The sequence below is a fragment of the Clostridium algoriphilum genome (genome assembly GCF_020443705.1).
GTDB lineage: Bacteria > Bacillota > Clostridia > Clostridiales > Clostridiaceae > Clostridium_AD > Clostridium_AD algoriphilum.
In genome coordinates, this window is record NZ_JAIZZK010000012.1 from 37,288 (window position 1) to 51,604 (window position 14,317).

Genomic DNA, 14,317 nt, shown 5'->3' on the forward strand with positions numbered 1-14,317 from the left:
TTTAATCAACCCTCCATGGATGGTTTGTTTTTTGCTTTAAGTAAAAGTTCCTTCATTGAAACTACAAAACATAAAGAACGCGTTTTCAAAAGCATATACTTTAACTTATCTCCATTACTTAAATATTTATTAAGCAAAATCGACTTAAGACTTAACTGTTTTATCTTAATGGAAACTAAACTTTTGAATTTTTCTAATTCAATCTTATCCTTTGTTTTGAAATACCATTTATAAAATAACACATTAGCTAGAAATACATATTTCAAGCTAAAGTTTTGAAAAACTTCTTCATATTTATAATATAATTTACTTTCTTCTAAACTACTTTTTATATCATCTATCGTTTTTATTATATCAAAGCCTGCTTTAAATGACGGTACTTTTGTAATAGCTCCACCACGTTGAACATAAAAATAAAGTGGTTTATCTATAAATCCTACTTTAACTGCTTTAGATAATAATTCAAATGTTGGCTTGATATCTTCATAAAGCCGACCCTCGGGATAGGTAATTTCATATTTATCAAATAATTCTTTCTTATATAACTTATTCCAGGCATAAGACGGAATGTTGTTTAATAAGTATTCACCAATAACTTCATGTTTATCATAAGTATGATCATACTTCAATGTGTTCTTCTCAATTCCAAGAACCTTTCCACTTAAATCCACCTTTGTTAGATCACACGATACAATGTCCAGGTTGTTCGCCTCTGCGCTATTATACAATTGCTGGAGCATTGTTTCATCTATATAATCGTCGCTATCAATAAAAGCAACATATTTACCGCTGGCAACTTTAAGTCCTCTATTTCTTGCTGAACTAAGCCCACCATTTTTCTTATTTATAATGTGAATATTTGAATGCTCATCTTCAAAACTTCCTACTATTTTCATGCTTTGATCAGTTGAACCATCATTAACAATGATAATTTCAATATCCTTAAGTGTCTGACTCAATACACTCCTTAAACATTTTTCAATATAATCTTCTACATTATAAACAGGTATTATTAAGCTAACCTTAATCGACTGCATTATCTTCATTTGGACCTCCGTTACTCTTTTCGCAAATAACCTTTTTCATATTCATTTCTTCTAGTTGGCTTTGCTCTTTTAACTCTTTTCGTTCTTTTCGCCTTCTGTAAGCTCTATAATCAATAATAAATAAATATAGTGGGAATGTGTAATATGCATAACTATCAAATTGTACATACAAATATATAATAATTAACAAATCAAATATATTTTCTTTGTTTTTGATTGTCTTAAAAAATATAAGAAACATAATAATTGAAAACCATACTACTCCCATTTCACTTATTATTCTTATAGGCATACAGAATAATTGATTTGTTTTTTGATCCGCGAGTCCTGCAACTTCATCAATATAACTATTTTTAAATTCCGCTAATGCATCATCATAACCATATTGCAGAAAGTAATATGAATTTCCAAGTCCTGCTCCAAATAATGCTTTGTATGGTTCATTGAGGTATCCATGTATAGAACTATTTATTCTAAAATATCTTGCTGACAATGATGGATCACTATATATCATTTCTTCGTATGAATCTCCATTTAACATTTTGGTAACCCTTGTATTTCCCTTTATTTGAAATAACAAAGCACCAGACATTATTACAATCAACGTACAAATCATAATTTTCTTTGAGAGTTTTACCTTTCTTCCTACTAAAAATTTCATAACTACTAGTGAAAAAACAATTATAAAATCAACTAAGAATCTAGCACTATCCCCTGAAATTATTGTTAGTGCGCAAAATAAGCAAACTAACTGGAGTAATTTCTTTTTATATAATTTATCTTTGATTGATACATAAAGCAAGTACATTACACCCGCTACATGTATAGAAATAAAGGATGGTTCAGTAAAAGTAAAAGCGAGCCTCGGATAATATCTTCTTTCTACTAGTTGAAATGCACTTAATATAAATCCTACGTTGCCTTTTATTGCTACGAATTTAACTACTCCATAAAAAAAGGAGATCGTATATGCAAAAATCAATATTTTCAAGTCTTTCTTCATGTCATTTTTATAAATTATATATCTTATATATAATGATAAATATAAGAAAATACCAAATGATAATGTGGTTATTGTATCAAAAGTATTTGCTATATCGGGTTCATAAAATAAATATAACCCCGTTGAATAAATTACCATCACTATAATCAAAAAAGCATAGTTTTTAGTCGCCCTAATGCTTTGTTTTAATTCCTTAAAATTGCTAATGGCGTATAATGCAAATAATATAGGTGAAATAGTTGCCCATCCTGCTGATGGTGCAAATTTCAAGTTATCAAAAGGAATAAAAAGAACTGCTAATCTAAATAAAATTTCCATTAATCTCTCTCCTTTCATACACCAATATGTATTATTAAAAATTTGAAATCTACTTGGCATGATACTACTAAAAGAGTTCTAATAGATTCTTAAATCAACTTTCACACTCTAGCACTTCAGTAAATACCTTATCCATCTTGTTTATATACTTTGCCTCAGTAAACATATTTAGTACTTTTTTCCTGTTGTTTATTATTAACTTCTTTTGTAGATCACGGCTTCTTTCAATCCCTAATAATCTTTTAAATATTTCCTTGTGTTCCTTATAATCTACGAAATAACCATTCTCGTTTTCTTCTATTAAATCTGGTATTCCAGCATAATTCGTTGTTATAACAGACATTCCATTTGCCATACCCTCTATAATTGATATAGGCTGGCCTTCTTTAGGATATCTTGTTAAAAGCATAAATACATCACCATGCTGAAGCATATTTAGTTTTTCATTTCCCTGAACTATACCTCTATAATCAACAATATCTTGTAATTTATTTTCATTTATAAAGTCATTAAACTCATTTTTATCTTCATAGTTGTAAAACTTGCCTGCAAATATAAAATTGAACTTTTTCACATTGTTATCTTTACATATTTTAGCAATTTCTAATATATCTTTATACCCTTTGCTTTCAATAAAATTACTAAGATACACTATATTTAACCGTTTTTTGGTTTCTAACTCTTTAATCTTTAGATTAAATTTTTCTTCACTAATTAGGTATTGTTCATCAACACAGTTTTCTACAACATGTATCTTCTCTTCTGCTACAATATCTTTAAATATATATTTAAGGGACTTACCGAGCACTATGGCTCCATTAAGTTTTTTAAAGAGTTTCAAATTAATGTTTTTTATAATGTTTTTACAATCACTGTCTATCATAGTCCTGTAATAACCACCATGAAGGTGAACCATTATCTTTTTCTTTTTCATAAGTAAAAGCTTAATTACTATTAAGTCTCTTAAATTTCCACCAGTAGTCTGTGCAATTGTTAGATAATATAAGTCAGCGTTATTTTTAATTATCTTAAAAATATTTGAAATTATCTTCTTGTTATTTGTAATATCAACTGAGCTAAATTCATATTTATCTTTAAGCTTTGAATTATATAAGGTATCAATTGCCTTAGATAATCCATGTATTGGAGGTGGGAATTGAGCTATAAAACATATCTTCTTTTTAATGACAATCACCTACCCTCTATTAATTAACATCTCTGCATATTTATCTATTGCACTATTCTTTTTAAGTTTGTCCTCAATAGTCTTTCTGCCATGTGCACCTAACTTTTTAAAACTTACCTGATGATCAATGATTTCACTTATTAATGATTTTATTTTTTTATAATCACCTGGACATACACATTTCCCGCAATTAGAATTTTCGATTAAGAGTCTAGCTTCTGATCCTTCTTCTAATACACCTAAAACCGATTTTCCTGATGCCATTACTCCATAAATTTTACTAGGAACCGAAATCCCCTTTATTCCTTTAGCATTAGTAACTATATGTGCATCTGCAGCGTTCAGTGAGTAAATTAAATCTTCCTTATCTTGATAAGGTATAAATTTAACATTGTCCATACCATTTTCCTCAACATAATCAACTAAAGTCTGCTTCATAGTACCATCACCCACAAAGGCAAAAACAACATCCTCTTTATGTTTAAACTCACCAATAACTTTAATGATGTTTTCTAAATCATAATAAAGCCCTATATTGCCTGAACACATAAATACAAATTTATCTTGTAACCCATGTTTCTCTTTAAAGGATACAACCTTAGCATTTTCTGCCTTGAGTGGATATATCTGTTTTTCATCTATCCAGTTGTTTATAACAACATTAGTAGGAATAGCTTTCCCTTTGAATCTATTTTTTAAAGTTTGTTGCATATCTCTTCCTACTACCACAACAGTGTCAGATACCCTGCAACTATATTTATCTAAAGCTCTTGCGAAATTCAATATAAATTTATTTTTCGAATAACCTACAGCTTCAGTTTGTTCTGGATTAAAATCTTGAATATTATATATATATCTGGCCCTTTTTATCTTCTTACCTATGACTCCAAGTAATCCACCTAAAACTGGTGGTTGAGATATACTAAAAACCAAATCTTGTTTTCCTGCTTTAAAAGTAGCATAAATTGCATTGAAAAAATACCCTAAAATATTTTTCACTCTGCTAATTTTATTACTCTTCTGAAATTCGGGTACTCTTACACGTATTAGATCCATATTTTTATAAGTTTCTTTATATATTCTCTTCGTCTTATACTTTTCCTCTACCGTGCCATCGTAACTAGGCACAACGCATATTACCGTTATATGCATATCTTCACTGAGACCTTCACATAATTCTGTTAATATTTGTCCAGTCGATGCTACATCCGGATAAAAATAATGAGCATAAACTAATAGTTTTTTCTTCATAAATTACTCCTTTTTAAAGCTTGTTTTTTAAAAGCCTTTTCTTTCATATGGTCTATTTCGTGATATTTAATTCTTTAATTACTCTAGCAGGGTTACCTGCAATAACAACGTTCGCTGGAAATTTACCACTTACAACACTACCAGCTCCAACTACAGAGTTGTCACCTATTTCAGTTCCTTTGAGTATTATTGAATTACATCCTACAAAAACATTCTGGCCTATCTTAATAGGTCTTTTTCGAACCATTTTCATATCATTCATTTTTCTAGCTTCAGCTTCAATAGGATGGAAATCATGATCTAATATCTTTACATTTCCTCCAATATTAGTATAATCTCCTATTTCTATAAGCGCCTTAGAATAAATTGTTGCACCTGAAATCCCAACATTGTTACCAATATGTATTTTTCCCTCTTCCCGGGCTACAATTATTGTTCTCTGATATAACCCGACTAAATTAGATAGAAAATCACTTTTTATAGTACAATTATTGCCTATGCTAAGCTCTGCATTTTTCTGCTTGAAAATAACAGGCAATCCAATCATATTTAAATCTTTTCCGTATTGCACTTTATTTAATTTCATAAATACTTTAAAGTAATTACTTTTAAATTTAAGCATTTTATCTCCTTAAGCATCTTAATGCTATCTACTTATTTATAGTTTTCTTCAAACCAAGCATAAGCCTTTTCTATTCCTTCTTCTAGATCAACCTTATACGACCATCCTAAGCCATAAAGCTTACTAACATCTAATAGCTTTCTCATAGTCCCATCTGGCTTCTCAGTGTTGAATCTTAACTCACCAGTGAATCCAACAACCTTTTTAATCATCTCTGCCATTTCGCCTATGGTAAGCTCTTTTCCTGTTCCCACATTAACATGTTCTTCTCCCTCATAATTTTCAAGAAGAAACACGCAAGCATCGGCCATATCATCTACATATAAAAATTCTCTTAGTGGTTTACCTGTTCCCCAAACTTCAACTGAAGCTTCATTATTAACCTTAGCCTCATGAAATTTTCTAATAAGTGCAGGCATAACATGAGAATTATTTAAGTCAAAATTATCATTAGGTCCATAAAGATTTGTTGGCATACAACTTATAAAATTATCACCATATTGTTTTTTGAAAAACTGACACATCTTAAGTCCCGCAATTTTAGCTAATGCATAACCCTCATTTGTTGGTTCAAGATATCCTGATAGTAAATATTCCTCTTTGATTGGTTGAGGACAGTTTTTTGGATATATGCATGAACTCCCTAGGAACAAAAGCTTCGTAACTTTATAATCATGTGCTGCCTTTATAATGTTATTTTGCATTTGCATATTCTCATATATAAAGTCAGCTGGATATATACTGTTAGCTCCAATTCCACCAACTTTAGCTGCAGCTAAAACAACATATTCTGGTTTCTCTTCTTCAAAAAAACTTATAACAGCTTGTTGACTCATTAAATCTAATTCACTATGAGTTCTTCCTATTATGTTTGTATATCCTTTTTCTTTTAGATTACGAACTATAGCGGAGCCTACAAGCCCCCTATGTCCAGCTACATAAATCTTACTATTCTTATTCATAACAACACTTCCTTAATTAGTTGTAGCAGTTGCTGCTACCTAGTTGTAGCAACTGCTACCTTTTTCTAACGACTTTGTACATTTGTTATATATTTTCTACTCTACTTGTAGTTACTTTCTCTATTTAGTTATAGCTGCTTGTGCCTTAGCTATAAATTCTTCTGTTCCTATTCCAGCTATTTCTTTCATATCAGAATCTACCATCATCTTAACTAGCTCCCTAAAGCTAACTTTTCTTTCCCATCCAAGTTCTTTTTCAGCCTTTGTCGAGTCTCCCCAAAGTAGTTCAACCTCTGCTGGTCTAAAGTATTTAGGATTTATATCCACTAGCAGTTGTCTTGTTGCTTTGTTGTATCCTTTTTCCTCTACTCCTGTGCCAATCCATTCTATATCTATTCCAATTTCTTTAAATGATAATTCTACAAATTCTCTAACTGTATGAGTCTCATTTGTTGCTATAACGCAGTCACGAGGTTCATCTTGTTGAAGTAATAACCACATAGCTTCTACATAGTCTCCGGCAAAACCCCAATCTCTTTTTGCATCCATATTACCAAGAGATAATTTTTCTTGTTTTCCTGACATAATGCTTGCAATTGCTCTTGTTATTTTTCTTGTAACAAATGTCTCGCCACGTCTTGGTGATTCGTGGTTAAATAATATTCCATTACATGCAAATAAATCATATGATTCTCTGTAGTTTACAGTTATCCAATATGAGTATAACTTTGCTACTCCATAAGGACTCTTTGGGTAAAAAGATGTTTTTTCGCTTTGTGGTGCAGTACCTGGTAATCCTCCAAAAAGCTCTGAAGTTGATGCTTGATAGAACTTGCATTTCAAACCACTTTCTCGTATAGCATCTAATAATCTAAGTGTACCTATTCCGTCTGTTTCTGCTGTATACTCAGGCACTTCAAAAGAAACCTGTACATGACTTTGAGCTCCTAAGTTGTATATTTCGTCTGGTTTAACTCGCTCGATAATTCTATTTAGATTACTTGAATCCGTTAAATCTCCGTGATGAAGAAATAATGAAACATTTCCTATTTTAGGATCTTCAAATAAATGATCTATCCTCTTTGTATTAAAAGAACTTGCACGTCGTATTATTCCGTGTACCTCATAACCTTTTTCTAATAATAATTCTGTTAAATAAGACCCATCTTGACCTGTAATGCCTGTTATTAATGCTTTTTTCATTTACAAAACTCCCTTCAATACTAAATAATTTTTTTATATATTTTCAATTTAATTTTTTTATTTTTGTTAATTTTAGTGTTAACTAATTTCATTTTAATTAACTAATTTTACTTTTTAATTCTTTTATATTTTCAATCTCATCTTTATTACCAACAAATATCGTATCGTCATTTTCAACTACAAATATATCATCAAGTCCAGATATAACTATTTGTTTACCATTACTAATAATAATGTTATTACTGCACTCAAAGTTTTGTACATCACCCATACAAACGTTATTGTCGCAGTCTTTCTCAGAAAACCTCTCTACTGCCTCCCAGCTACCAACATCATCCCATCCAAAGTTTCCTGGAATAACGAATATTTCTTTTACTTTCTCCATAATTCCAAAATCTACAGATATGCCCTCTATTTTACGATACTTTTTTTCAAGTACTCTATGGTAATCTTCTTTGCTGGTTGATGCTATTTCACTTAACAATTTATATGTTTCTTTCATATGAAGTCTTGTAAGTCTTAAAATATTAGCAGCCTTCCAAATAAACATTCCACCATTCCAAAGATAATTTCCATCTTCTAAATACTCCTTAGCCGTATCTAAGTCTGGTTTTTCTACAAACTTGTTAACGCATCTAACTTCGAAACCATTCATTTCACTATCCATATCGCTGTAATTTATATATCCATAGCCCGTTTCCGGTCTATCTGGTTTCATTCCTATGGTTACTATTGCATCGCAATTTTTATTTACAAATTCATCAGCAGTATTTAACACTTTAAGAAAGCTGTCTTCGTTCTGAATAATATGATCTGATGGAAGTACTGCTATTGTAGCGTCTTCATATATTTTATTAATATGAAAAGCAGAAAGTGCTATGCAAGGTGCTGTGTTTTTCCCTACTGGTTCTGCGATAATGTTTCTGTGAGGCAAATCAGGTATCTGCTCCTTAACTAAATCCATGTATCGATTTCCTGTTACTATAAATATTCTTTCTATAGGAATAAGTTTTTCTAACCTTTTAACACTCATTTGAATCATTGTATCCTCGCCAGTAAGATTTAAAAACTGCTTGGGTTTATCTTCAGTGGACAAAGGCCAGAATCTAGTTCCTTTCCCCCCTGCCATTATTAACGCACATAACATGTACATAACCTCCCCTTATAAATTGTAATTGAACTCTGCTTAACTAGCCTTATCATCACCGAATAGTACTCCCACCGTTTTAAAAATAAGTATTATGTCCACTATTGTGTTCCTATTCATTAAATACTCAACGTCCATTTCCATCCATTCTTCAAAACTAACATCGCTCCGTCCATTTACCTGCCAATAACAAGTTAAACCTGGTTTTGCAACTAATCTTTGTTTTTGAAAGGACGTAAACTGCGCCACTTCTTTGGGAAGACTTGGCCTTGGTCCAACTAGTGACATTTCTCCCTTTAATATATTAATAAGTTGAGGTAACTCATCTAAGCTTGTCTTTCTTATGAACTTTCCTATCTTAGTTATTCTTGGATCTTCTTTTATTTTAAACATAGGTCCTGACATTTCATTCTCCTCTTCAAGCTTATGTAGAAGACCCTCTGCATTTGTACACATGGATCTAAATTTATACATCATAAATCTATTACCATCTTGTCCAACTCTACTCTGCGCAAAAAAAATAGGTCCCTTTGAATCTATCTTAATCCAAATGGCCACCACAATCATCACTGGGCTTACTAATATGATTCCACATAAAGCGCCTATAATATCAATTAATCTTTTCACTATAAAATACCCTAAGTTCTTCTCGTTTTTTGAATAAACCTCATTTTGTCTTACGTTTGAATCTTCTCTTGTCTTTTGCATTCATATCCCTCCCTTATTTTTATAATATGCAAATTTCGACTTGTCTATAAATGTGTTAGTAATGTGTATACCATAGTATGTACATTAAATACTTATTTACATTTTTAATCAAATTTTAATATTTTTCAATTTAATACCATATTTTTTTGTAAATAAATATACCTTGAAATATTACATACAAGGGGTCAGCCATTATACATTTATTGACTTAATGTTGTATTTTGTATAATTGTTGTTTTATATATAATAGAACATTAACGTTCTATCTATTTTTTTTATACAACTATAGCTTTAATTAAATATTCAATTCAATAAGTTAAATATAATATAATTTTTAGTATATAGAGAGTATACCATAATTCTACATAATGTGTGTTAAGATTTTATTAAGTTTGTTATACACGACACAAATATGCATATTTGTTGTATTTTTTTATGCATCTTTTTATATATATTTTACATTTTTATTTTTTATATTCTTATCAAACTAAAGTTTTTGAAAAAATACGTTAAAACTCGGTTAATTAAAGTAAATCTTATACCTATATTAAAAAAACTTAACGCGAATAAACTTAATCTCATAATTAGTTAAATGTTAACACTTTATATTACACTGTATAACTTAATCCTATTAAAAAAGCACACTCCCATTAGTATAGGAATGTGTTTTTTAATAACTTTGTTTATATATATATCTTTTTAAGGGTATAGTGCATAAGTTAATTAAGCAACATCTTTGACATTTAATGCTTCTTTTAAATAATCCATTGCCTTTTTACGTTCAACTTCTAAAATTTTTGAAACATGTGTATAATCAGCTTCAAAGATTTGCTCCTTTGTACTAATGTTTTTCGCTAATCGTGATTCAAGGTTTAATGTTGAAAGTAATGTATCTATTCTTGAATTCATTGATGGCATTGCTCCTTCTCTATCAAATACCATAAACGGTGTACCCATTAATACCGAGAATATAACACCATGAAAGGAATCAGTACAAAAGATACTTGCTGAATTTATATAATCTATATATTCACTAGGAGAGACCTTATATGTTTCTCCATCTGTTATGTCTGCCAAATTAACAATTTGCAATTCATTGTCCTTAGCTATTGTTCTTATTCTTTTCATATTAACTTCTGATATTCTCTCCATAAAGTATGTTAATAGATATTTTTTTTCTGGCTTGCTTACTGCCTTATCCGAAATAGCTATCCATTTTTCTTTTGAAAGCATTAATGTTGGGTCAATTAAAACACTGGCTTCTCTACCTGTTAATTCTTTAATAATATCTGCTCCTGCTTCTTCTCTAACAGATAAACACGACATTTGTGATAACCAGGCTTTATAACTTTTTTTATAATACTGAGGTATTTCCGCTATCCCGAAACTTGGAGAATATGTTATCCTCTTACTTGGAGAAGCGAAAGTTAAAAAGTCAATTCCAGAACCATATCTAAAATTAGGATTCCAAACTTGGTCACTTCCCGTTACAAAATAGTCGAATCTACTTGATAAATCCTTTGGAATATTATTATCTGATATACTATAATCTGTTTCTGATATATTCACTTTAGTAAAGTTTTTAAATCTCTCTACTCTTTTAGTTATATTTGTATGTATTTTATTTTTATTTATATTTTTCCATATAATAAATTTAACTCTAGTGAAAAGTCCTTTTATTCCTAGTCCCATTAATCTTTTTATTCTTCCTACTGCTCCAATATCCTCTTGAGTTGCACCTGTATGTTTCGTGTTGTTAACAAGTGTTTCCACAGAAAATCCTAATGATTTTAACACTTCTTGTGAAGCATAATTTTGCAATCTATTACCATAGTTTTTATAATCGTTTATTGTTAATATTGCTATCTTTTTCTTTTTCAATTTATTTCTCCTTAGTACTTATTTTTGATTAAGTTTTCTTTTAATCAAATTTTCTTCTTTGTTATTATCTGACTAACTTAACAATCTTTCTTTTTACAAATCTAAGTGCTCTCTTACTAAATGTAACTTTTCTTTGGAACCATGATGGTGGACTCATGTACTTTTTGATTACAAAGTTAAAATTTATATCATTTAGATCTTTAAAAAACTTATCTCTGCAACTTGGTATATCTACAGAACTAACTATAGACGGATTTCCTTGTATAGCTTGTCCTAAATCACATTTCTGCGAGAAGATGTTATCTTTGCAGCCTTCTAACATTGTATTACCTTTATCAGTATTTATAAATATTAGTGAAGTTCCTTTATCATCATCAAGTTCAGGGTATTTACCGGCTATTCCCCAAAAGTCTCCAAGGGTAATATCACTAACTCTTGGAATACCCACATACGAGCATTTATAGCAGGAAGGCCTTAAATAGTAATTCCTTAAGAAACCCATCATATATGCATCCATTCCAAATGTTTTACTATATTCCAAATCTTTATCAAAATGGATTGATACAGAGTAATTCTTCCATCCAGTTTTCTTATCTCTAAAAGTTACTTCTTTAATACTAGAATCATATTGAAGTTCTAGATTTTCCTTATACTTTTCAAATACAATAGGGGATGGTACACCATGGCATACTATATCACAAGTATATAACTGCTCATATTCGATTTGAAGAAAACTATATATACCTGCTATTTGACAAGGTGTTCCTACAAACAACACTTTTTTGCCTTCTTTAAGGTAATCCTTAGCTTTCTTAAAAGTATCGTTAATGTCGCTTTGAACGTATTTAGAACCCCTTAATTGTTTTAAGCCCTCTAATGTATTAGCCTCTTTATGAATTACATTAAGATCACTATTATATCCTGCTCCAAACACCACTCCATCATTTGATATTATACTCTCTGCTATGCTTGTGAATACACCACCAGATGAACTGTCACCACGGATGTCTTTGTTTGTATTCCAGGCTGCATAACAAGTTGGCGAATCATAGGATCTTACATTAGAATAGATTTTGAGTTCAGGACATACCTTTTCACATAATCCACAGCTAATACAATCATCTTTATTAACTTTTGGATACCAAAAACCCTCGACATCAGTAACCATCTTAATGCAATTTTGGGGACATATATTGTAACATGCCTTGCATCCTGAGCAATTTTCTTTATTTATAATGTTAACGATATAAGTCACGCCCTTTTCTTCATTTTTAGATATTATATTAAATATATTTACTCTAATTATTTATCTTAATATATTCTATAGCAAAATCCATTGTTCTACTAAATTTATTGTGTTATTATACATAATATTAAAAGTTACTTTAACAGTGTACCTTAATTATATCATGATACTACAAATTATGTAGATAGTTCTTATATTCTTAACATCTTTAATTTTCATAAACTACTATATTTTTTCTTTTAATTACTCTATGCAAAAAAACCAGGAGATAAACTCCCGGTTTCTGTATTTTCTAGAAAATATTTTTTTTAAAATATTATCAGAAGATTTTACTATTATAAAAATTATTTATTTGCAAAGGACCCTACTCTTTTTAATGTTTTTTTCTTTGCAAACTTCTTGGCAATTCTTTTATCATATAATAGTTTTGCTTCTTCAAAAACTTTTTCATCTATTTCTGTTTTACCTAATTTTTCAAGTGCTTGAAGTAAAATTTCCTCCGCTACCGCTGAAATCACTGTAGTATTTCCTGCTTTATATTCTTTATATTCTTTATCATGTTTCTTATAAATATCATCTCTAAATGACTTTCTCTTTTCAGCCATTTCCTTTTTTATTATCTTTTCTGCTTCTGAAAGAATTTCATCATCCACTACGGTTTTACCGTTGTTTTTAAGTATGTCTTGTATAAAGGTTCCTGTAAGCGTAGCCATATTAAATCCCCCCCCTTAATTATTTTCAAATACCTCTTCCAAATAAATTTTTACATAAATGTCATCAAACTACATTATACTCCTATTTACCTTTTTTAGCTTTATTATATGGTAAAAAAAAATGATTTCTGTACAATTCAGAAATCACTTCTCGGTTTACTAATATCCTTTTTTAGAATGTCCTTATCTTAACATAGATCTAGATCAATTCTTCTATCTTTTTGTTGAGAATATGTTTTTTATAATATGTGAAATATCTACCATATACACTAAATATCTTTGAAATGATTCTGTTGACCTAAGTGAACTGGCGGTTGCCTTAACTACTACTTCACTAACATCTTTTACATTGTCAGTTATTTCAAACCAATTTTTAAATGTTTTGGGTAAAGTAGACAATATTTCATTGATGTTATTTTCATTCTTTTTAATAATTAAATTCACACTTGATAAAGTTTTAATAAGTTTTAACAATCCTATTATAAGTAGAATTAAAATTGTTAAACCAAGAAAAACCAATATGCCTTGTCCTAATTTAAATATGTCCACATACATTAATAACACCACTATTCTTTAATGATTTTGTTATTTGTTATTTTCGTTTTTATCAACTATATTGGTTTGTCCCTCAATTGAAGATAAATCTTCGTTTTGACTTACAGTATCCTTTGAAGGTTTTTTTTCATTTAAGTATTCAGAAATTTTCACTTTAGCATCTGTAACACTTTCCTTGACGTCAGTAACTTTATTGTCAATAGTTTCCTTAAGTTCTGTAGTTTTTTCTTTAATATTGTTTGTAAGGTCCTTTGACGAACTAACAATATCTTCTCTAGTTTCTTTACCAGATTTAGGTGAAAAAAGTAATCCCCCTAGTAACCCACTAAGACTTCCAGCTGCAGTACCGAAAAGTACCTTTTTAGCAGTTTTGATTTTTGACTTTCTTTGTATTGCTTTTTTTTGTTTTTCAAACAAATTTAAAAATTTCATAATTTTTTCCTCCTTTAAAGTTAAACCCTATATGTACTTTATTC

General features: G+C 29.8%; 14 protein-coding genes. All 14 read right to left on the minus strand.

The features are described 5' to 3' along the window. Nucleotides 1-5: 5 nt before the first annotated feature. The 14 genes from LGK95_RS10515 to LGK95_RS10580 all read right to left on the minus strand — a co-directional run bounded on the left by LGK95_RS10515 (nucleotide 6) and on the right by LGK95_RS10580 (nucleotide 14,273). Entirely contained in the window at nucleotides 6-1,046 is a 1,041-nt protein-coding gene (locus LGK95_RS10515; protein WP_226124741.1) for a glycosyltransferase, read from the minus strand. Continuing rightward, nucleotides 1,024-2,367 (minus strand): hypothetical protein, encoded by a 1,344-nt coding sequence (locus LGK95_RS10520; RefSeq protein ID WP_226124742.1) that lies wholly within the window; start codon nucleotides 2,365-2,367, stop codon nucleotides 1,024-1,026. The genes LGK95_RS10515 and LGK95_RS10520 overlap by 23 nt, the downstream gene beginning before the upstream one ends. A gap of 94 nt (nucleotides 2,368-2,461) precedes the next feature. Further along, nucleotides 2,462-3,562 (minus strand): glycosyltransferase family 4 protein, encoded by a 1,101-nt coding sequence (locus LGK95_RS10525; protein ID WP_226124743.1) that lies wholly within the window; start codon nucleotides 3,560-3,562, stop codon nucleotides 2,462-2,464. Beyond that, entirely contained in the window at nucleotides 3,563-4,804 is a 1,242-nt protein-coding gene (locus LGK95_RS10530) for a glycosyltransferase family 4 protein (protein ID WP_226124744.1), read from the minus strand. Between the two features lie 52 nt (nucleotides 4,805-4,856). Next, a complete protein-coding gene (locus LGK95_RS10535; protein WP_226124745.1) occupies nucleotides 4,857-5,426 on the minus strand; it encodes an acyltransferase in 570 nt (189 codons plus the stop codon). Nucleotides 5,427-5,458: 32 nt separating this feature from the next. Further along, nucleotides 5,459-6,388, minus strand: a complete 930-nt coding sequence (locus LGK95_RS10540; RefSeq protein ID WP_226124746.1) for a GDP-L-fucose synthase family protein — start codon at nucleotides 6,386-6,388, stop codon at nucleotides 5,459-5,461. Nucleotides 6,389-6,508: 120 nt separating this feature from the next. Next, on the minus strand, nucleotides 6,509-7,591 hold the full coding sequence (gene gmd, locus LGK95_RS10545; RefSeq protein WP_226124747.1) for a GDP-mannose 4,6-dehydratase: 1,083 nt from the start codon (nucleotides 7,589-7,591) through the stop codon (nucleotides 6,509-6,511). A gap of 97 nt (nucleotides 7,592-7,688) precedes the next feature. Next, on the minus strand, nucleotides 7,689-8,738 hold the full coding sequence (locus LGK95_RS10550) for a mannose-1-phosphate guanylyltransferase (protein ID WP_226124748.1): 1,050 nt from the start codon (nucleotides 8,736-8,738) through the stop codon (nucleotides 7,689-7,691). A 39-nt stretch (nucleotides 8,739-8,777) separates the two neighbouring features. Continuing rightward, nucleotides 8,778-9,446 (minus strand): sugar transferase, encoded by a 669-nt coding sequence (locus tag LGK95_RS10555; protein ID WP_226124749.1) that lies wholly within the window; start codon nucleotides 9,444-9,446, stop codon nucleotides 8,778-8,780. A gap of 723 nt (nucleotides 9,447-10,169) precedes the next feature. Beyond that, nucleotides 10,170-11,327: a polysaccharide pyruvyl transferase family protein gene (locus LGK95_RS10560; RefSeq protein WP_226124750.1), complete on the minus strand. Its 1,158-nt coding sequence runs from the start codon at nucleotides 11,325-11,327 to the stop codon at nucleotides 10,170-10,172. A 64-nt stretch (nucleotides 11,328-11,391) separates the two neighbouring features. Further along, a complete protein-coding gene (locus LGK95_RS22665; protein WP_226124751.1) occupies nucleotides 11,392-12,582 on the minus strand; it encodes a Coenzyme F420 hydrogenase/dehydrogenase, beta subunit C-terminal domain in 1,191 nt (396 codons plus the stop codon). A 335-nt stretch (nucleotides 12,583-12,917) separates the two neighbouring features. Continuing rightward, nucleotides 12,918-13,286 carry a hypothetical protein gene (locus tag LGK95_RS10570; protein WP_226124752.1) on the minus strand — a complete coding sequence of 123 codons (369 nt, stop codon included), beginning with the start codon at nucleotides 13,284-13,286 and terminating at the stop codon, nucleotides 12,918-12,920. 213 nt (nucleotides 13,287-13,499) lie between these two features. Beyond that, nucleotides 13,500-13,835, minus strand: coding sequence for a hypothetical protein (locus LGK95_RS10575; RefSeq protein ID WP_226124753.1), 336 nt, complete (start codon nucleotides 13,833-13,835; stop codon nucleotides 13,500-13,502). 36 nt (nucleotides 13,836-13,871) lie between these two features. Beyond that, a complete protein-coding gene (locus LGK95_RS10580; RefSeq protein ID WP_226124754.1) occupies nucleotides 13,872-14,273 on the minus strand; it encodes a YtxH domain-containing protein in 402 nt (133 codons plus the stop codon). Nucleotides 14,274-14,317: the final 44 nt, after the last annotated feature.

What these genes read in the sequence shown, in the direction of transcription:
- LGK95_RS10555 (WP_226124749.1), bottom strand. Translation starts at nt 9,446, where the DNA reads ATGCAAAAGACAAGAGAAGATTCAAACGTAAGACAAAATGAGGTTTAT.
- LGK95_RS10540 (WP_226124746.1), bottom strand. Translation starts at nt 6,388, where the DNA reads ATGAATAAGAATAGTAAGATTTATGTAGCTGGACATAGGGGGCTTGTA.
- LGK95_RS10535 (WP_226124745.1), bottom strand. Translation starts at nt 5,426, where the DNA reads ATGCTTAAATTTAAAAGTAATTACTTTAAAGTATTTATGAAATTAAAT.
- LGK95_RS10570 (WP_226124752.1), bottom strand. Translation starts at nt 13,286, where the DNA reads ATGGCTACGCTTACAGGAACCTTTATACAAGACATACTTAAAAACAAC.
- LGK95_RS10515 (WP_226124741.1), bottom strand. Translation starts at nt 1,046, where the DNA reads ATGAAGATAATGCAGTCGATTAAGGTTAGCTTAATAATACCTGTTTAT.
- LGK95_RS10530 (WP_226124744.1), bottom strand. Translation starts at nt 4,804, where the DNA reads ATGAAGAAAAAACTATTAGTTTATGCTCATTATTTTTATCCGGATGTA.
- LGK95_RS10520 (WP_226124742.1), bottom strand. Translation starts at nt 2,367, where the DNA reads ATGGAAATTTTATTTAGATTAGCAGTTCTTTTTATTCCTTTTGATAAC.
- gmd (WP_226124747.1), bottom strand. Translation starts at nt 7,591, where the DNA reads ATGAAAAAAGCATTAATAACAGGCATTACAGGTCAAGATGGGTCTTAT.
- LGK95_RS10580 (WP_226124754.1), bottom strand. Translation starts at nt 14,273, where the DNA reads ATGAAATTTTTAAATTTGTTTGAAAAACAAAAAAAAGCAATACAAAGA.
- LGK95_RS10550 (WP_226124748.1), bottom strand. Translation starts at nt 8,738, where the DNA reads ATGTTATGTGCGTTAATAATGGCAGGGGGGAAAGGAACTAGATTCTGG.